Genomic DNA, 18,315 nt, shown 5'->3' with positions numbered 1-18,315 from the left:
CACCCTTCGGCCATGGACTCTGCGCGCACGCACACGTCACCACCCGCCGACGTACGCACCTCCGCACCCACGGGCAGGGCACTGGCCACCGAAGCCGTGCACGCCGGCCGCGACGACCTCGCCGGCCAGGGACTGCACGCCCCGCCCATCGACCTGTCGACGACCTACCCGTCCTACGACAGCCGGGGTGAGGCCGCCCGTATCGACGCGTTCGCCGCCACCGGCGCCGAGCCGGAGGGCCCGCCCGTCTACGGCCGCCTCGGCAACCCGACCGTCGCCCGCTTCGAGACGGCACTGGCCCGGCTGGAGGGGACCGAGGCCGCCGTCGCCTTCGCCAGCGGCATGGCCGCGCTGAGCGCCGTCCTGCTGGTCCGCGGCTCGATGGGGCTGCGGCACGTCGTCGCCGTCCGGCCGCTGTACGGCTGCAGCGACCACCTGCTGACCGCCGGGCTGCTCGGCTCCGAGGTCACCTGGACCGACCCCGCGGGCGTCGCGGACGCGCTGCGCCCGGACACCGGCCTGGTGCTCGTGGAGTCACCGGCCAACCCCACGCTGGCCGAGGTCGACCTGCGCGCCGTCGCCCACGCCTGCGGATCGGTGCCGCTGCTCGTGGACAACACCTTCGCCACACCCGTGCTCCAGCGCCCCGCCGAACACGGTGCCCGGCTGGTGCTGCACAGCGCCACCAAGTACCTCGGCGGCCACGGGGACGTGCTGGCCGGGGTGGTGGCCTGCGACGAGGAGTTCGCGGGGCGGCTGCGGCAGGTCCGCTTCGCGACGGGCGGCGTACTGCACCCGCTGGCCGGCTATCTCCTGCTGCGCGGGCTGTCCACCCTGCCCGTGCGGGTGCGGGCCGCCTCCGCGAACGCCGCGGAACTCGCCGGTCGCCTCGCCGCCGACCCGCGGGTGGCCCGCGTGCACTATCCGCGCATCGGCGGCGCGATGGTCTCCTTCGAGGTCCACGGCGACCCGCACGAGGTCATCGGCGGCGTCCGCCTGATCACCCCGGCCGTCAGCCTCGGCAGCGTGGACACGCTCATCCAGCACCCGGCGTCCATCAGCCACCGCATCGTGGACGCCGTCGACCGCAGGGGCGCCGGGGTCGGCGACCGGCTGCTGCGGCTGTCGGTCGGCCTCGAGGACGTCGACGACCTGTGGGCCGACCTGGACGCGGCGCTGGGGGAGCGGACGGCCGGAGCGGTCCCGCCGCGGGAGGCGCTGTCGCGGACCGGGTGACCGCGGACCGGGTAACCGCGGAGCGGGTGACCGCGTTTCGGGGGCCGACTGCGGACCGAAGGTCCCGCGGCCCCAGCTGCGGGGCCGCTGTCGCGGGCCGGGTGGCCGCGGGCCGGGGCGGGGTGGCCGTGGGCCGGGGTGGTCGCGGGTCGAGAGACCCGCGGCCCCGCCGTGCCCGCTCACCCCACTGACCTGTTGCTACTCCTGGCCGATCCGCTCCCCGTGCGGCAGCCGCGTCGCGGAGCGGGCCGACGGGTCCAGGCGGGCGGTGACGACCAGGGTCCCCTCCTCGATCTGGTAGTCGAGGGGGAGGCCCAGGCCGCGCATCGCGGCGACCATGCCGGTGTTGGACGCCTGCGTGAGTGCGTACACGCTCTCGCAGCCCGTCTCCGTCGCCATCGCCACGAGCCGGCCGAGGAGCTCGCCGCCGATGCCCCGGCGCTGCCACGCGTCCTCGACGAGCAGCGCGACCTCCGTCTCGTCCCCGTCCCACAGCAGGTGACCGAGCCCGACGATCCGCCCCGAGGCGGTCTGTACGGCGAGGGTGCGGCCGAAACGGGGGCTGAGCAGGTGGTTGAGATACCGGTCGGCGTCCCCGACCGGGCCGTGGTACCGCATCCCGAGCGTCCGCGCCGAGCAGCGTTCGTGCATCGCCTTCGCCGCCGGAACGTCCCGGGTGTCGGCCCGGCGGACCGTGATGTCGCTCCCCTCGGGCAGCGTCAGCACGTCCAGGCCGTGCGGGATCCGCGGTCCGAGCCGGGCGTCCAGCTCGACCAGGGCCCGCGCCCGCGCGAACTCGGCCGGGGTGAACGGCAGATGGGCGCGCTCCACGCTGATCACCCCGCCCTCCGGGGCGCGCAGCCGCAGCACGGTGTCCTCGAGGGTGCCTTCCGGCGGCACGGCGCCGCTCACGTCCGCGCCCGAGCCCGCGGGCAGCGATTTGATGGTGCACCTTCCCAGCAACTGCCTGAGCGCCAGCGGCAGTTCCGCCGCGTCCAGGGCCGTACGGGCGGCCAGGGCCAGCACCCGGGTCGGTGCGTCGACCAGGTCGTGGGCGTCCGCCCGCTCGGTCCAGGTGTGGGTGCCGCCGGCTGCCGTCACCACGCCGGCCAGCTCGGTGCCGCTCAGCTCACCCGGGGCCCGGAGCAGGAACTCGTCCACCGTGCCGTCGGCCAGCGGGTGGGTCTGCAGGCTCAGGATGTCGATCCGCTGTTCGGCCAGGGCCGCGCACAGCACGGCCAGCGATCCCGGTGCGTCCCGCACCGTCGTCCGCATCCGCCACAGCGCGCTCTCACCGCCCTCGGGCCCGGCATCCACCGCGGCCGCGGCCACCGCCGACGCCGCCCCGGTCTCCACGGACCCGGCCGGCCGCTCGGCGGTCGGCGGCCGGGCGCCGGTATCGTCCGCCGGCGGCGCCTGGCCGTGGCGTCGTGACCACCGGGTGTGGAAGCGCGCCGTGGCGATCAGCGCCGCCACCGAGGCCAGCACCATGGTGGGCACCGCGGGGCCGTGCTCGACGAGGCGTGCCACGGCGTCCGTCACATCAGACATGTCTCGACTCATGCATCCACTGTGAAGGAACGGTGTTGCGTGATCACGAACGCTCTGTGACCGCTGGGTAAAGAAGGCTTCTGGGAGATTTGTTGCCTTTTGCGGCGGCGGAATCCCGCGCCGCGCACCGGGGGATGACGCCGATGCGCGGCACGGCCCAGGCTACGGGACTACTGGCCGACCCGGCCCGGCCGGAGGACCTTCGTGAACAGCACCGTGCCGTCCTGCTCGCGCAGCCGCACCGTCAACTCCGCGCTGTCGCCGTCGATGTCGACCTCGCCGAAGAACTGGTAGCCGTCCGCGGGCGAGACGTTCGAGGCGGTCGGCGCCTTCACGAACACCCGTTCAGGGCCGAACGTGCCGTCCAGGTCGCTGGCCGGGAACGCACCCGAGTTGAGCGGCCCGGACACGAACTCCCAGAACGGCTCGAAGTCGGTGAACGCCGCCCGCGAGGGCTGGTAGTGCTGGGCCGAGGTGTGGTGCACGTCGGCCGTCAGCCACACCGTGCCGGTGATCCGCCGGTGCTTGACGAAGCGGAGCAGCTCGGCGATCTGCAGCTCGCGCCCCAGCGGCGCGCCGGGGTCGCCCTGCGCGATCGCCTCGATGTTGGCGGCGCCCTCAGTCGCGTCGGGCACGACCAGGCCGATCGGCATGTCGGCCGCGATCACCTTCCACACCGCACGCGAACGCGCCAACTCCCGCTTGAGCCACTCCAGCTGCTCGCGGCCCAGGATGCCCTGCGGGTCCACGGTCTGGTCGCCCGGGGAGTTGGCGTTGCGGTAGGTCCGCATGTCCAGCACGAACACGTCGAGGAGAGGCCCCTGGTGCAGCACCCGGTGCACGCGGCCCTCCCGCGCGCCGGGGCGCAGGATGGAGATCGGGAAGTACTCACTGAACGCGCGCCGGGCCCGGCCGGCCAGCACATCCACGCTCTTCTCGGTGTAACGGGCGTCCGTCTCCGCGATGGTCTGCCCCGGGTACCAGTTGTTGCGGACCTCGTGGTCGTCCCACTGGATGATCGAGGGGACCCGGGCGTTGAAGCGCCTCAGGTTCTCGTCGAGCAGGTTGTAGCGGAAGTTGCCGCGGAACTCGGCGAGCGTCTCGGCGACCTTGGACTTCTCCTCGGTCGTGATGTTCCGCCAGGTACTGCCGTCGGGCAGGGCGGCCGTCTCCGCGATGGGGCCGTCGGCGTAGATGTTGTCGCCGCTGCACAGGAAGAAGTCCGGGTCCAGGGCGCCCATGGCGTCGTAGATGCGGTAGCCGCCGAGATCGGGGTTGATGCCCCAGCCCTGACCCGCGAGGTCACCGGACCACACGAACCGCACCCCGTCGCGCCGCCGGACCGGCACCGTACGGAAGGTGCCGGACACCGGTTCGCCGGTGCGGCGCGGGTCGTCCGGGTCGGCGAGCAGCACGCGGTAGTGGATCTGCTCGCCCGGCGGCAGTCCGCGCAGCCGGGTGGTGCCGGTGAAGTCGGTGTCGCGCCCGAGCAGTGGACCGTGCCACCGGTGCGGGTTGCGGAACGACTCGGTCGCCGACGTCTCGACGATCATCCGGGCCGGCCGGTCGGACCGCACCCACACCAGACCGGAGTGGGAGGTCACGTCTCCCGTCTGCACCCCCCAGCCGGCCCCCGGCCGTCCGGAACGGGCCAACGCCGGCGCCGCCCCGAGAGTGGTGGGCAGGGTCAGGGCCGCCGAGGCGGCGAGCGAACCGCGCAGCACGCTGCGGCGACCGGGCAACGGACGAGGGGACATGGATGCGCCTCCAGAGACGGGATCCGGCCAGGGTGACGGCCAGTGTGCAGAGCCAGACCTACTGGCACGGCGCGGCGCCCACGGAAATTGCGGGTGAACAACCCGAACAACCCGAACGACACGGGCGACTCGAACGACATGGGCGACCCGAACGACACGAGTGATCGGCCGCATGTGCCGTCACCCCGCCTCCGCCATCCTCCCCACCCCCGCCCGGATCCGCCCCGGCGTCAGGTGCGCGTACCCCAGCACCAGACGCACCTCCTTCGTCGCCGCCGGCCCGTCGGCCGCCCCGTGCCCGTACGCCGCAAGCGGGCGCACCGCGACGCCCGCCTCCGTCACGCGCGCGAGGAAGCGTTCCTCGGGCCCGTACCGCTCGGGGAGCGTGGCGATGGCGTGGAGGCCGGCGGCGATGCCGGTGACGCGTGAGCCCGGGAAGTGTTCGGCCAGCGCGGCGACCAGGACGTCGCGGCGTTCGCGGTAGGCGCGCTGGCAGACACGGAGCTGGCGGTCGTAGTCGCCGCGCTCGACGAAGCGGGCGAACAGCGCCTGGTCGAGGGCAGGGTGGCCGAGGTCGGTGGTGCGTTTGCGCTCGACCACCGCCTCCGCCAGCCAGTCGGGCACCAGCAGCCAGCCCAGCCGCAGCCCCGGAGCCAGGGACTTGCTGACCGACCCCGTATAGGCGACCCGCTCCGGATCGAGCCCCTGGAGCGCGCCCACGGGGGCACGGTCGTATCGGAAGTCGCCGTCGTAGTCGTCCTCCAGGACGAGGCCGTCCACGGACCGGGCCCAGTCGAGCAGTTCGGCACGCCGACGCGCCGAGTAGGCGATCCCGGTGGGGAACTGGTGGGCCGGTGTCGTCACGACGGCCCGTACACCCGAGGTACGCAGCGGGTCGAGGGCGAGCCCCTCTTCGTCCAGGGGCAGGGGCACGGTGCCGACGCCCGCCGACGCGTACAGGGCGCAGTGCTGAGGGCTGCCCGGGTCCTCGACACCGGCGGTGCGCCACCCGCGCGCGTGGAGCACGCTCGCCAGCAGCGCGGACGCCTGCGCCACTCCGGAGACCACCACGATGCGCTCGGGGTCGGCCACCACGCCCCGGCGCCGCGAGAGCAGTTCGGCCAGCGCGGTCCGCAGCCGGGGCAGCCCGCGCGGATCGGGGTAGCCGAGGCTCTCGTGCGGCAGGTCCGCCAGCACGCTCCGCTGCGCCGCGGCCCACGCCGAACGGGGGAAGAGCGACAGGTCCGGCGTCCCCGGCACGAAGTCGGCCCGCTCACCGGCCGGTCGCGGGGCGAGATCACGCGCGCGCGGACGGGCGGCCCGCACGGCCTCGCCCACCCAGGTCCCCGCACCCTGTCCGCTGCGCAGGTACCCCTCGGCCGTCAGCTGCTCGTACGCCTCCGTCACCAGCCCGCGCGACACGCCGAGGTCGGCCGCGAGGTCCCGGCTCGACGGCAGGCGGGTGCCGGGGGCCAGCCGGCCCGAGCGGACCGCGTCCCGCAACGCCGCCTGGAGGGCACGGCCACGCGCGCGTGCCGGTGCCGAGGCGGCGGGCAGCAACAACTCCCACGCTGACGTCACGAAAACAGTCCCCCGAGGATCACGTCGTCCCAATCGCCCCCACTTTACGAGGGGTTGGACCCGCTGGTGCGTAAACCGGAGTGACAGACCACAGCGAGGGGGCAGGCCGCCGCCGGGCCCCGGAATCGTACGCGCAATCCAGGAGCGCCCGTGGACGCCAAGAACCGTTTCGAGACGAAGGTCACCTTCGCTCTCTCCCGACTCGAATGGCTGGGCTTTCTCGCCGTATCGCTCGTGCTCGCGTTCCAGCACCGTGCGGAAATCCGCTGGGGCGTTTTCGCGCTGCTGTTCACGGTGATCGACGCCATCGGATACATTCCCGGCGCGATCGCCTTCCGGCGCCGCCCGGACAGACGGGTTCCGCGCGGCTACTACGTGGCCTACAACACGATGCACAGCCTGGTCACCGCGGGTGTCCTGGCCGGCGCGTGGGCCCTGTTCGTCCGGCCGGAATGGGCGCTGCTCGCCCTTCCGATCCACCTCATGGGCGACCGGGCGCTCTTCGGGAACTCCCTCAAACCCTTCGGCGTCGCCTTCGAACCCGAAACCAACGCGGCGTTCCGGCTGTTCGAGCAGCGATATCGACCGGCGGCGCGTTCCGGTGAGGCCGCCGCGAGCGGCGCGGTGCGGAATTCCGTGGAGGACACCGATGCCGTCCGTACTTGACACGCTCGCCGCGCACAGCGACAACCCCAGTTCCTTTCTCGCCCTCAACAGCGGGAACGCGTACTTCCACGACGACCGGTTCGACGGCGCCTGCGCCTACCGCACCTCCGGCCGCTACGTCCTGCAATTCGGCGGCCCCTTCACGGCACCCGAGCACCGCGCGCGGCTGCTGGACGCCTTCGCCACCCACACCGGACGCCGCCTGGTCGCCGTACAACTGCAACGGGCGGACGCGGAGCTGTACGCGGCGCACGGGTTCACGGTCAACCAGATCGGGGCGTCGTACGCCGTCGACCTGAGCCGCTTCACGCTGCGCGGCTCACGGTTCGTGCGCCTGCGGAACAAGATCTCGCGCGCCCGGCGGGCCGGCCTGGAGGTCGCCGAGGTACTCAACGGCGACGACTGCGCCGAGCTGGACCACATCGACCAGCGCTGGCTGCGGGAGAAGGGCCGGCACGTCAAGGAGCTGCGGTTCCTCGTCGGCCAGCGCACCGGCGGCCTCCAGAGGCACCGCCGCCTGTTCGTCGGCCGGATCGACGGCGAGGCGGTCGGGTACGTCAACTACTCGCCGGTCTACGGCAGCCGCCCCGGCATGCTGCACGACCTCAGCCGGCGCCGCCCCGACGCCCCGCCCGGCGTGATGGAGGCGCTCAACGCCACCGTCATGGAGCGGCTGACCGCCGACGGGGCCGGCTGGCTGCACTTCGGGTTCACGCCGTTCACCGGCCTCGACTCACGCCACGAACTGCCCGGTGCCAGCCGCCTGTTCACCCGGTTCGCCCGGCTGCTGGCCGAGCACGGCGACGCGGTCTACCCCGCGGCCTCCCAGCTCGAGTACAAGCAGAAATGGGCGCCGCACGCGGTCCTCCCGGAGTACATCGCCTTCCGCGGCAGGCCCCGCCCCGGCGCCGTGTGGCAACTGCTGCGCGCCACCAACGCCGTGTGAGAACCGGCGCCCGCACGGCCCGCCCACGTCCGCACCGCAGTCTCGTCCCGTCCCCCGTCCCCCGTCCCCCGTCCCAGTCACCCAGGAGGACCGCACACCCATGAGATTCCTCGAGCGTGAACGCACCACCCTCGCCAAGCTGCTGCCCGACCTGGACCCCGCCCTGCGCGAGATCCCCCTGATGGAGCTGGAGCGGCCCGGCAGCCCCGGCATCCGGCACTTCCGGGACAGCGGCGGCCCCGGGCTGCTCGTCCCCGAGTCGCACCAGGGGCGCGGCGCCACCGCGCTGGACGCGCTGCGCGTGCAGCGGGCCATCGGCAGCCGCTCACCGTCCCTGGCCGTGGCCACCACCATGCACCACTTCTCCATGGCCACCCTGGTCGGTCTCGGCGGCCTCGGCGACGGCCTGGAGTGGATGCTGATCGAAGGCGTCGCCTCGACCAACCGCGTCATCGCCTCCGGCTTCGCCGAGGGCCGCAGCGGCGCCGGCATCCTGGACCCGTCGATGACCGCCACCGCGACCGCGGACGGCATCCGCATCAACGGCGTCAAACGCCCGTGCAGCCTCGCCCACTCCATGGACGTGCTCACCGCCGGCGTCGTCATCCCGCGCGAGGACGGCCAGGGCGACGAACTCGCCGTCGCCCTCGTGCCCGCCGACAGCGAGGGCCTGAGCGTCAGCGGCTTCTGGTCCAGCACCTTCCTGGCCGGCGCCGAGAGCGAACAGGTCACCCTCACCGACGTCCTCGTGCCGCCGGAACTCGTCCTGCGCACCGCGACCACCTCCGGGGAGCGCCTCGACGAACTCCAGACCGCCGGCCTGGTCTGGTTCCAGGTGCTGATGACCGGCAGCTACCTCGGTGCCGCCTGCGCCCTGGTGGAACGCGTGCTGCTGAACGACCGGATCCCCGAGCACGAGCGCGTGCGCCTCTTCGTCGAGACCGAGGCCGCCATGGCCACCGCCGAGGGCGTCGCCCGCCGGGTCGACGCCGGGGACCTGGACGAGTCGGCCCTCGCCCAGGCGCTGTGCGTGCGCTACGGCGTCCAGGACGCCCTCGCCCGCATCGTGCCCCGCGCGGTCGAACTGCTCGGCGGACTGAACTTCATGACCTCCGACGAGGTGGGCCACCTGGCCGCCTGCGCCAACGGACTGTCCCTGCACCCGCCGTCGCGCTCCCGCATGACCGGTCCGCTCTCCGCCTACCTGGCCGACGGCCCGCTCGCCATCGCCTGACGCGCGCCGGCCCACCTGCCCACCTCAACGCCGGTCGTCTCCCGTCCGCCTCAACGCGGGTCGTGTGTCTGGCCCGTCCTAACGCCGGTCGTCTGTCCGGCCCGTCTCAGCGCGGGTCGTCTGTCCGGCCCGTCTCAGCGCGGGTCGTCTGTCCGGCCCGTCTCAGCGCGGGTCGTCTGTCCCGTCCGTCTCAACGCGGGTCGTCTGTCCGGCCCGTCCTAACGCGGGTCGTCCGTCTGGCCCGTCCCATCGCGGGTCGTCCGTCTGGCCCGTCTCAGCGCGGGTCGTCTGTCCGGCCCGTCCCAATGCCGGTCGTCCGTCTGGTCCGTCCTATTGCCGGTCGTCTGTCCGGCCCGTCTCAGCGCGGGTCGTCCGTCCCGTCCGTCTCAACGCGGGTCGTCCGTCTGGCCCGTCCCATCGCGGGTCGTCTGTCCGGCCCGTCCTAACGCCGGTCGTCCGTCTGGCCCGTCCTAACGCCGGTCGTCCGTCCCGCCCGTCCCGCCCGTCCCAATGCCGGTCGCCGTCCGGCCCGCCCCGGTGTCGGTCACCGGACCGCCACCCCCACGTTCCACGGCAGTCGAAACCCGTCGAGGGGAGCCCACCATGCCGCGAAACGCCCCACGCCCCACCGTCCTGCCCGCGCCACCGCGCAGCACCGCGCGCGACCGTCCCACCCTGCTGCTCACCGGCGGCTCGGGAGTCCTCGGACGGGCCCTGATCGACGAACTGGCGCCCGACTACGACCTGCTCTGCCTGCGCCGCACGAGGCCGCTGCACGATCCGCGGGTGCGCGAGATCGAGGGCGACCTCCTCGCGCCGCGCCTCGGCCTGGACGCCGGGGCCTGGTACGAACTGGCCCTGCGCGTCGACGTGGTGCTGCACTCCGCCGCCCAGACCAACTGGCGCACCCCGCCCCAGGAGATCGTGCGGACCAACACCCTCGGCGCGGAGACGATGCTCGACCTCGCCGCCCGCGCCGACGCCCCCCTCTACCTGGTGAGCACCGCCTTCGTCGCCAACACCCCGAGCGAGGAGGACCAGGAGCGCTTCCCGGGCGCCGCCGCCTACCTCGCGTCCAAGAGCAGGGCCGAGCAGCTGATGCGCGACGCGGGCGTGCCCGGCGCCATCGTGCGCCCCTCCGTGGTCATGGGCCACTCGTCCACCGGGCACATCGCCGGGCAGCAGGGCCTCACCAAGACGATCGGTGCGATGGTCCTCGGCCAGGTGCCGGTGCTGCCGGGCGCCCCCGAGGCCCGCGTCGACATGATCCCGCAGGACTACGTCACCCGGGCCCTCGGCGACCTGATCCGCGGCGGCGTCGGCAGCGGGGAGTACTGGCTCACCGCGGGCGGTCAGGCGCCCGCCCTGAGCGAGATCGCCGACACCTGCGCCGAGTTCGCCGTCCGCCACGGCCTGCCCCGGCCGCTGCGCCCCCGGCTCATCCCCGTCGAGGCAGTCCACCGGCTGCTGCTGCCGATGCTCGAGGGCACCTCACTGCCCGCCTCGGTGCGGCAGCGGTTCCAGCACTACGCCGAACTGCTCCTGGTCTTCCAGCGCGAGCTGCCGTTCGACTCCTCCCTCGGCACCCCGCACTGCGGCACCCGCCTCACCCGCGCCGACCTGCGCGCCGCGCTCGTCCGCAACCTGGAGAGCTGGGCCGCGGACCGGCCCGGAGTACTCAGCCGGCACCGCGCGCACGCGGCCGCGGCGAGCGCGACGGAGGTGGCGTGATGACCGTGTCGCCCGCCTCGACCGAGACCACCGACGCCACCGGCGCCACCGAGGCCGCCGAACCCGGCGAGGCCACCACCGACCTCGTCGACCTCTACTTCAAGCACATCGGCTCCGGCCGCGCCGTGATGGGCCGGGTCATGGGCGGCATGGCCGAGGTCCGCTCCGAGGGCGCCTGGATCCACGCCGACGACGGCCGCCGCTTCCTGGACTTCGGCGGCTACGGCGTGTTCATCCTCGGCCACCGCCACCCGGCCGTCGTCGAGGCGGTGCACCGCCAGATCGACACCCACCCGCTGGCCAGCCGCGTCTTCCTCGAACCCGTCGCCGCCCGCGCCGCCCAGGCCCTCGCCGCCCACACCCCGCCCGGCGTCGACTACGTCCACTTCGTCAACTCCGGCGCCGAGGCCACCGAGGCCGCCCTGAAACTGGCCCGCGCCCACGGCCGCAGCTCGGTGATCACCACCCGCCGCGGCTTCCACGGCAAGACGCTGGGCGCGCTGAGCGTCACCGCCAACGCCACCTACCAGACGCCCTTCCAGCCTCTGCTCCCCGACGTCACCCAGGTCGCCTACGACGACCCCGCCGACCTCGAACAAGCCCTGGCCGCCCGCCGGGACCGGGCCTGCGTCATCGTCGAACCCGTCCAGGGCGAGGGCGGCGTCCGCATCCCGCGCCCCGGCTACCTGAGCCAGGTCCGCGCGCTGTGCAGCGCCTACGGCGCCCTGCTCGTCGTCGACGAGATCCAGACCGGCATGGGACGGCTCGGCACCTGGTGGGGCGTCGACGCCGAGGCGGTGCGCCCGGACGTGCTGCTGGCCGGCAAGGGACTCAGCGGCGGCGTCGTACCCATCGCCGCCATGGCCGCCACCGCCGAGGCGTACGCGCCCTTCAGCCGCGACCCCTACCTGCACACCTCCACCTTCGGTGCCTCCCCGATCGCCTGCGCCGCCGCCCTCGCCACCGTACGGGCGATGGAGGAGGAGAACACCGTGGCCCGGGCCGCCGCGCTCGGCCTGCGCGTCCTGACCGCCGTACGGGCCGTGTGCGCGCCCTACGAGGGCGGCCTGGTCCGCGAGGTGCGCGGCCGGGGACTGCTGATCGGCATCGAGTTCGCCGAGGAACAGGCGGTCGGCGAACTCCTGCTGGAACTGATCGCCCGCGGCGTTCTCGTCAACCACTCCCTCAACTCCACCCGGGTGCTGCGGCTGACCCCGCCGGCCGTGGTCGAGGACACCGCGCTCGACCTGTTCCTCACCACGCTCACCGAGGCCCTGCACAGCACGGCCGGCCGCATGGCCGGCTGACACCGGGACGGCTGACACCAGCGCCCGCGAACCCTCCGGGAAGGAACCGAACGACCCATGCGCCACGTGGTCCTGCACGCCCTCGCCGACGGCCTGGCACCCGCCGACGTCTACCGCCGCATCAGCGACTTCGGCCGCTACCCCGAGTACAGCGACACCTTCCGCGAGGTGCGCGTCGAGCCCCCGCTGCCCGACGGCTCCACGGTCTCGGACTGGACCGTCGAGTTCCGGGGCGGCCTGATGCGCTGGCGGGAACGCGACACCTACTCGCCCGAGACGTACTCCCTCGCCTTCGAGCAGCTCAGCGGCGACTTCCAGACCTTCGAGGGGAGCTGGCGCTGCGAGGGGCGCGGCGACGGCACGCTCGTCGTCTTCACGGCCGCCTTCGACCTGGGCATCCCCTCGCTGGCCGAGATCCTCGACCCGGTGGCCGAGTCGACGGTGCGGACCAACATCGCCCGGGTGCTGCGCGGCCTGGCGGACGCGGAGGTGATCGATGAACGCGCGGCTGCGGCTCGTGGCTGACCGGGCGGCGGCGACCGCCGACCCCCTGCACGAGGAACCGGGACCGGGCGCCGCCCGCTGCCTCGGCCTGTACGCCAAGCTGGCCGCCGGTGTGGCCGTGGTGACCGCCCGCGGCCAGGACGGCCCGCTCGGCATGACCGTGTCCGCCGTCACCTCGCTCTCCGCCCGGCCGCCGCTGCTCCTGGCCTGCCTGCGCGACGGCTCCCGCACCCTCGCCGCGGTCCGCGCCCGCCGGGCCTTCGCCGTGCACCTGCTGCGCGAGGAACAGCAGGAGCTGGCGGGCCGGTTCGCGTCCCCGACGACGAGCGCGGCCGAGCGGTTCGCGGGGACGGACACCCGGCAGGTGCTGGGCGTCCCCGTGCTGGCGGGCGCGCTCGCCTGGTCGGTGTGCCTCACCGAGGACGTACGCCGCTACGGCGACCACCACCTCGTCGTCGGCCGGGTCGCCGCCGTGCACGTGGGTCCCGGCCGTCCGCTGCTCTGGCACGACCGCCGGTTCGGTTCGCTGACCGAGCCGGTGCCGGACGCGGCCGGATGACCCGGCGGCCGGCCGGAACGCCGTACTGGGGCCCGGCCGAACTGCCGCCCCAGCCCCAGCTGCACGGCGTGGTCACCGCGGACGTGGCCGTCGTCGGGGCCGGTCTGGCCGGGCTGTCCTGCGCCTACCACCTCGCGGAACGCGCCCCCGGGCTCGACATCGCCGTGGTGGACGCCGAGCAACCGGCCGCCGGAGCCAGCGGCCGGGGCACCGGCCTGCTGGGTCCCCGGGCCGGACCCGCCCTCGACCGCGCGGTGCGCCGGTTCGGCGCCCGGACGGCACGCCGGATGCACCGGGCCAGTCAGCAGGCGGTGCGGGACGTGCTCGACCTCAGCGCACGGCTCGACGCGCCCTGCGGGCTGCGACCCGGCGAGCAGCTCATGGCCACGCGTTCACCCGCGGGCCTGGTGGCGCTCGCCCGCCAGGCCCGCGCCTGCCGCGAACTGGGCCTGGACGTCCCCGTGCTCACCCCGGCCGGCATCCGCGAGCGGGTCGGCGTGCCCTACCGCGCGGCGCTGCTGCACCGCCCGGCCGCCACCCTCGACCCGGCCGCCCTGACCTGCGCGCTGGCCCGCGCCTGCGCGGACAAGGGCGTGCGGTTCTACGGCCGCAGCCCGCTGCTGGCGCTGCGCCCCGGCGACCTGGTCGGCCCCGAACTGGTCCTCCCGCACGGCCGGCTCTACGCCGGCCAGGCGGTGCTGGCCGTCAACTCCGCCGCACAGGCACTGGACCTGCCGGTGGGCACGATCATCCCGCTGGAGGTGTACGCCGTCGCCACCGAGCCGATCGGTGCCGCGGCCTACGAGGCACTGGGCGGGCGCGCCGGGCACGCCGTCGTCGACGCCGTGCCGCTGGCGCCGTACTTCCGACTGCTCCCGGACCGGGGCCTGGTCGCGGGCGGCGGCACCGCCACGGTTCCGGCCGGGCTCGGCGCCCCGCGGCTCGACGCCCTGCGGGAGCGCGCCTGGGGCCGGCTGGAGCGCTGGCTGCGGTCCCTGCACCCCGACCTCGCCCGGGTCCGGGTCAGCCACCGCTGGTCCGGCCGGATCGGCATGACCGGCGACGACCTGCCGGTGGTCGGGCCCGTCCCCGGCTTCCCCGACGTCTGGTACATCGGCGGCTGCTGCGGGCACGGCCTCGCCCTGTCCGTGGCGCACGGCGCGCACGTGGCCGCCGCGCTGCTGGGCGAGCCGGACCCCGGCGAGCCGCTGCCCTGGCACCGCTCCCGGGCCCCGCGCCTGCCCCTGCGCGGACCCGGCCGGCTTCTGCTGCGCGGGTACGTGGACACGCTCGGGCGTGTCGCGCGGCACGCGTGCTGACGGGGCGGTCCGGCGCGGTAGCCATGTCCTCGCAACCCACAGAGAGGTTCCCGATGCGCCACCCCCACCCCGGCACCGACGGCGGACTGCCGGCGTCCCTGCCCATGGGCACCGCCGACTTCGCCTACCACCTGGCCATGCGCGGCAGACCGCTGCCCGCCGGCGTCCTGTTCGGGTTCTCCGGCCGCGCCCCCTCCCTGGAGTCGCTACGCGCCCGGGTCGCCGAACGCGCCCACCGCATCCCGGCGTTGCGCTACCGCATCGCCCGCGAGAGCCGTACGTTCTCCCGCGTCGAGCGGATCGACGTGGAGCGGCACGTGCACGAGGCCTGGCTGCCCGGGGACGACGACGGCTCGGGGGCGGGGCGGCTGATGATGTCCCGGCCCATGGGCGGTGACGCCAGGCCGCCCTGGGACGTGTGGCTCGTGCACGGCCCCACCGGCGGCCACAGCCTGTGCTACCGCACCGACCACACCTTCCAGGACGGCGTGGGGGCCGCGCACACCGCCCGGGCGCTGCTCGACGACGACCCCGCGGGCGGACCCCCGGCGCACCGCCGCGGGCGGCCCGCGCTGAGCGGCATCGCGAGCGCCGTCGGTGACGTGGCGGCCTCCTTCCGCCGCAGCGACAAGCCCGCCTTCGACGTACCGGTCAGCGGACGCACGAACATGTGCCAGGCGGTCGTCCCGTTGGCGCGGCTGCGCGCCGTCGGCCGTGCCCACGGCGCCACGGTCAACGACGTCTTCCTCGCCGCGCTCGCCCACGCCGTCGGCACCTGGCACCGGAAGGCCACCGGATCCGGCCATCCGCCGCTGCCGGTGGCGGTCCCGATGTCCGTGCGGACCCGGGGCGAGGAGTGCGCCCCGGGCAACCGGCTCGTCGTCGCCCGCGTCCTGCTGCCCTGCGACGCGCCGTCCCCGCGGCACGCCCTGGACCGCGTCGTGGCCCGCACCGACGCCCTGCGCACCGGCCGTCAGCGTGAGGCCCTGCGCCTGATGCTGACGGCCGGGCCGCGCGGGATCGGCGCGCGGGTCGGGACCCGGATGGTGAACGGCCGGTCGGTCGCCGGGCCCGTGAGCAGCGTGAACTTCGGCAGCGCCCTCGTCCACCAGGGCAACGCCGCCCGCCGGGCCGTCGTCTACTCCGGGCTCGGCGCCGGAATCCGCTGCCTCACCACACTCACGAGCCAGCACGACACCGCCTGCCTCGCGGTGATCCACGACGAGGCACTGACGACCGCCGACGAACTCCCGGACCTGTGGCTCGCGGCACTCCTGGACCTGGAACGGCCCTAGGGGAGCGCGCCCGGGACGGACACGGCAGGGGCCCCGGGTGTCGGGGCCCCTGCCGTGTCGTCCGGTCGCCGGCTCAGCGGCGGTCGCCCAGCGTCCCGGTGGTCAGGAACACGCACTTCGCGGCGGCCTCGGTGAGCAGCGGCAGATAGGGCGCCAGCCGCTGGACCACGTACGGCAGGGTGAACAGGTCGGCCACCCCCGCGTCCCAGCCGTGCTCCGCCCACCACCCCTCCGGATCGGCAAGTTGCCAGTGCCAGGAGATGCCGGTGGCCGAGAGAGCCTCCAGGAAGGGCGCCACGAACGACGAGGACGCGGCCCCCGCGTTCACGCACTCGGCACCGAAGGTACTGCCGGGCGCGGAGAGGTCGGTCATCGTGCGGACGATGGACTCCACCGTGCGCGGCTGGAGGTGGTACAGGTGGGTCTCGCACAGCCACGCGGTGGGCCGGCGCGGATCCAGCCCCGCGGCGAGCAGCTCCTCGCGCCAGGAGCCGGCCGGGTCGGCGCCGACGGTGCTGCGGCGCCCGCAGGACGGCGGAGCGCAGTCCAGTACGTGATTCTTGAAGGCCAGCAGCGCGGGATCCTCGACCTCGAAGACGTGGGTACCGGTCGGCCAGTCGAGCCGGAAGGCGCGGGTGTCGAGACCGGCCCCGAGCAGCACCACCTGACGGCAGCCCGAGCGGGCCGCGGCCACCAGGTGCTCGTCGTAGAAGCGGGTACGCACCACGGCCCAGTCGGGCAGCAGCCGCTGGAGCGGTCCGTCGCCCGGGGGGCCACCGGAGAAACCGGCCGCGCGCAGGAAGTCCGCGGCCCACGGATCGCGGACGTACGGCGTGGGCCGACCGTGCTCGGCGGCGTGGGCGGACGCCGTCCAGAGGGCGACCCGGGACAGCCCGTCCGGCAGCGGGAGGCCCGAAGCGGGCGAGGGGTGGGGCCGGGCGGTGTCCGGCATGGGGGACCTCCGTGTCGGTGGAGTCGGTGGAGTCGGTGGAGTCGGTTCGGCGGGCGCGCCGTGCCGTTCAGGGGGAGCGGCGGCGGCTGAGCAGGACGGCCAGCGCGCCGAGCGCCAGCAGTCCGTTCGAGGGGCGGGTGGGCCGCTGGCCGCCCATCGAGGCCGGCGTCCGCGGCTCGTGGATGTTCAGCGCGAACTGGCGGTTGGCGATGTCGGACAGCACCCCGCGGACCTGCTCGGGGCTGGTGACGGCGGCCAGCAGCACCTCCATGGAGTTGCGGGCGAACTGGTTGCGGCCGAGGAACTCCCGGCCCAGCGCGAAGAGGATCTTCGGCACCTCGCCCTGGAACACCTCCGGGAGCGTGATCTCCGGGGCCAGGCAGCGCACCGAGCCGTCCAGGTTGGCGAACGACTTGCCCAGCAGCGAGACGGCCGGCGGCGAACCGATGCCCCGCTTGGTCGCCTTGGCCAGCACCGTGGTGAGCGAGACGCCGAAGTTCATGTCCTCCAGCGACAGATGGGAGACCTTGGGCACGAACGCGGCCATGTCGGCGGCGAACGCCGGCATGTTGGCCCACGGCGTCATCCGGCCCATCTCCGCCCAGTGCTGCGCCAGTCCAGCACCGTCGTTCTGCGCCAGGGTCATGAACAGCGGCAGCAGTTGCAGGCTGGTGCGCCGGTCGAGACGGCCGACCATGCCCCAGTCGATCACCGTCGCGGGCCCGCCCGGCGCGGCGAAGACGTTGCCCGCGTGCGGGTCCGCGTGGAAGAAGCGGTGCACGAAGTACCCGTGGTACATGAAGCGCAGCAGGTCCCTGCCGATCTCGACGCGCTCGTCGTCGGTGAAGTGGGCGCGGTCGATGTGCCGCACCGACTTCCCGCCGGCCAGCGACTGGACCAGGACCCGGGGGCTGGCGTGCAGCACCCGGGGGACCTCCAGCGAGCGGAACGGCCTGATGTGCTCGCGGGCCTCGTCCATGTTGCGGGCCTCGCCGTTGAAGTCCAGCTCCGGCTCCATCGCGTCGAAGACCGAGCCGAGCATCGCCTCGATGTCGATGACCTCGTTGAACCGGGGCGCGACGCGGGCCACGATCTTGGACGCCCGGCGCATCAGCGCCATGTCCGCGAGCACGCCCTCGCGGATGCCCGGCCGCTGGATCTTGACCACGGCCGGGCGTCCGCCGGGCAGGGTCACCCCGTAGACCTGGGCGAGGGACGCCGCCCCGAGCGGGGCGGCGGTCTCGACGTCGTCGAAGCGCAGCTTCCAGTCCGGCCCGAGGTCCCGCGCCAGCACCGGCTCGAACACCGAGAACGGCTGCACGTCCACCTGGTCGTGGAGGTTCTGCAGCTCCTCGCGGATCGACTGCGGGACCATGTCCGGGCGGGTGGAGAGGATCTGACCGAGCTTCACGTAGAAGGGCCCGAGGCTCTCCAGCGCCTGCCGCACCGCCTTGGCACGGCGTTGCTCCGCCCCGGCCGAGGCGTCGGCGCCGGATCCGGCGGAGGCGTCGGCGCCCTCCGCCGGGGACCGCGCGTCACGGCGCGCACGTCTGCGCAACCGCGTCGCCTGCCCCACCTCGTCGGCCACGAGGCTGCCCAGGACCTTGACCACGAGACGCAGCCGGTCGCCGACGACAGACGTCATCGTGGGTGATCCTCCTCGGTTCGGGAGCGGGT

15 protein-coding genes are annotated in these 18,315 nt (G+C 74.3%); 10 read left to right on the top strand and 5 right to left on the bottom strand.

Annotation, left to right across the window (positions count from 1 at the left end):
• The first annotated feature begins 12 nt into the window (after nt 1-12).
• Nucleotides 13-1,236 carry a trans-sulfuration enzyme family protein gene (locus ACGH7X_RS06400; protein WP_399882477.1) on the top strand — a complete coding sequence of 408 codons (1,224 nt, stop codon included), beginning with the start codon at nt 13-15 and terminating at the stop codon, nt 1,234-1,236.
• Nucleotides 1,237-1,434: 198 nt separating this feature from the next.
• Here the strand turns inward: ACGH7X_RS06400 and ACGH7X_RS06395 are convergent, their stop codons facing one another.
• The 3 genes from ACGH7X_RS06395 to ACGH7X_RS06385 all read right to left on the bottom strand — a co-directional run bounded on the left by ACGH7X_RS06395 (nt 1,435) and on the right by ACGH7X_RS06385 (nt 6,125).
• Nucleotides 1,435-2,787, bottom strand: a complete 1,353-nt coding sequence (locus ACGH7X_RS06395) for a GNAT family N-acetyltransferase (RefSeq protein ID WP_399882475.1) — start codon at nt 2,785-2,787, stop codon at nt 1,435-1,437.
• Nucleotides 2,788-2,957: 170 nt separating this feature from the next.
• Nucleotides 2,958-4,544, bottom strand: a complete 1,587-nt coding sequence (locus tag ACGH7X_RS06390; protein WP_399882473.1) for an alkaline phosphatase D family protein — start codon at nt 4,542-4,544, stop codon at nt 2,958-2,960.
• A gap of 180 nt (nt 4,545-4,724) precedes the next feature.
• On the bottom strand, nt 4,725-6,125 hold the full coding sequence (locus ACGH7X_RS06385) for a PLP-dependent aminotransferase family protein (RefSeq protein WP_399882471.1): 1,401 nt from the start codon (nt 6,123-6,125) through the stop codon (nt 4,725-4,727).
• A 150-nt stretch (nt 6,126-6,275) separates the two neighbouring features.
• On the opposite strand from ACGH7X_RS06385, the gene ACGH7X_RS06380 reads away from it, so the two are divergent.
• From ACGH7X_RS06380 to ACGH7X_RS06340, 9 genes are all read left to right on the top strand, one after another.
• Nucleotides 6,276-6,791, top strand: a complete 516-nt coding sequence (locus tag ACGH7X_RS06380; RefSeq protein WP_399882469.1) for a hypothetical protein — start codon at nt 6,276-6,278, stop codon at nt 6,789-6,791.
• The gene (locus ACGH7X_RS06375) at nt 6,775-7,737 is read left to right on the top strand and encodes a bifunctional lysylphosphatidylglycerol flippase/synthetase MprF (RefSeq protein ID WP_399882468.1); all 963 of its coding nucleotides are present in this window, start codon (nt 6,775-6,777) and stop codon (nt 7,735-7,737) included. The genes ACGH7X_RS06380 and ACGH7X_RS06375 overlap by 17 nt, the downstream gene beginning before the upstream one ends.
• 100 nt (nt 7,738-7,837) lie before the next feature.
• Nucleotides 7,838-8,971 carry an acyl-CoA dehydrogenase gene (locus ACGH7X_RS06370; protein ID WP_399882466.1) on the top strand — a complete coding sequence of 378 codons (1,134 nt, stop codon included), beginning with the start codon at nt 7,838-7,840 and terminating at the stop codon, nt 8,969-8,971.
• A gap of 603 nt (nt 8,972-9,574) precedes the next feature.
• Nucleotides 9,575-10,702 (top strand): SDR family oxidoreductase, encoded by a 1,128-nt coding sequence (locus ACGH7X_RS06365; protein WP_399882465.1) that lies wholly within the window; start codon nt 9,575-9,577, stop codon nt 10,700-10,702.
• On the top strand, nt 10,702-12,009 hold the full coding sequence (locus tag ACGH7X_RS06360; protein ID WP_399882463.1) for an aspartate aminotransferase family protein: 1,308 nt from the start codon (nt 10,702-10,704) through the stop codon (nt 12,007-12,009). Before ACGH7X_RS06365 ends, ACGH7X_RS06360 begins: the two co-directional genes overlap by 1 nt.
• A gap of 57 nt (nt 12,010-12,066) precedes the next feature.
• Nucleotides 12,067-12,534 carry an aromatase/cyclase gene (locus ACGH7X_RS06355; protein WP_399882462.1) on the top strand — a complete coding sequence of 156 codons (468 nt, stop codon included), beginning with the start codon at nt 12,067-12,069 and terminating at the stop codon, nt 12,532-12,534.
• On the top strand, nt 12,506-13,072 hold the full coding sequence (locus tag ACGH7X_RS06350) for a flavin reductase family protein (RefSeq protein ID WP_399882460.1): 567 nt from the start codon (nt 12,506-12,508) through the stop codon (nt 13,070-13,072). Before ACGH7X_RS06355 ends, ACGH7X_RS06350 begins: the two co-directional genes overlap by 29 nt.
• Nucleotides 13,069-14,391, top strand: coding sequence for an NAD(P)/FAD-dependent oxidoreductase (locus ACGH7X_RS06345; RefSeq protein ID WP_399882459.1), 1,323 nt, complete (start codon nt 13,069-13,071; stop codon nt 14,389-14,391). Before ACGH7X_RS06350 ends, ACGH7X_RS06345 begins: the two co-directional genes overlap by 4 nt.
• Nucleotides 14,392-14,444: 53 nt before the next feature.
• A complete protein-coding gene (locus ACGH7X_RS06340) occupies nt 14,445-15,686 on the top strand; it encodes a wax ester/triacylglycerol synthase domain-containing protein (RefSeq protein ID WP_399882458.1) in 1,242 nt (413 codons plus the stop codon).
• 73 nt (nt 15,687-15,759) lie between these two features.
• Here the strand turns inward: ACGH7X_RS06340 and ACGH7X_RS06335 are convergent, their stop codons facing one another.
• Both ACGH7X_RS06335 and ACGH7X_RS06330 read right to left on the bottom strand, forming a co-directional pair.
• On the bottom strand, nt 15,760-16,638 hold the full coding sequence (locus tag ACGH7X_RS06335; protein WP_399882456.1) for an SAM-dependent methyltransferase: 879 nt from the start codon (nt 16,636-16,638) through the stop codon (nt 15,760-15,762).
• Nucleotides 16,639-16,705: 67 nt separating this feature from the next.
• Complete coding sequence (locus ACGH7X_RS06330) at nt 16,706-18,283, bottom strand: ABC1 kinase family protein (RefSeq protein WP_399882455.1); 1,578 nt, start codon at nt 18,281-18,283, stop codon at nt 16,706-16,708.
• Nucleotides 18,284-18,315: the final 32 nt, after the last annotated feature.

Source organism: Streptomyces sp. BBFR51 (genome assembly GCF_044591655.1).
In the GTDB taxonomy this organism is placed as follows: Bacteria; Actinomycetota; Actinomycetes; order Streptomycetales; family Streptomycetaceae; genus Streptomyces.
Note: the sequence above shows the minus strand (reverse complement) of the source record. Positions and strands in the feature narration are given on the sequence as shown.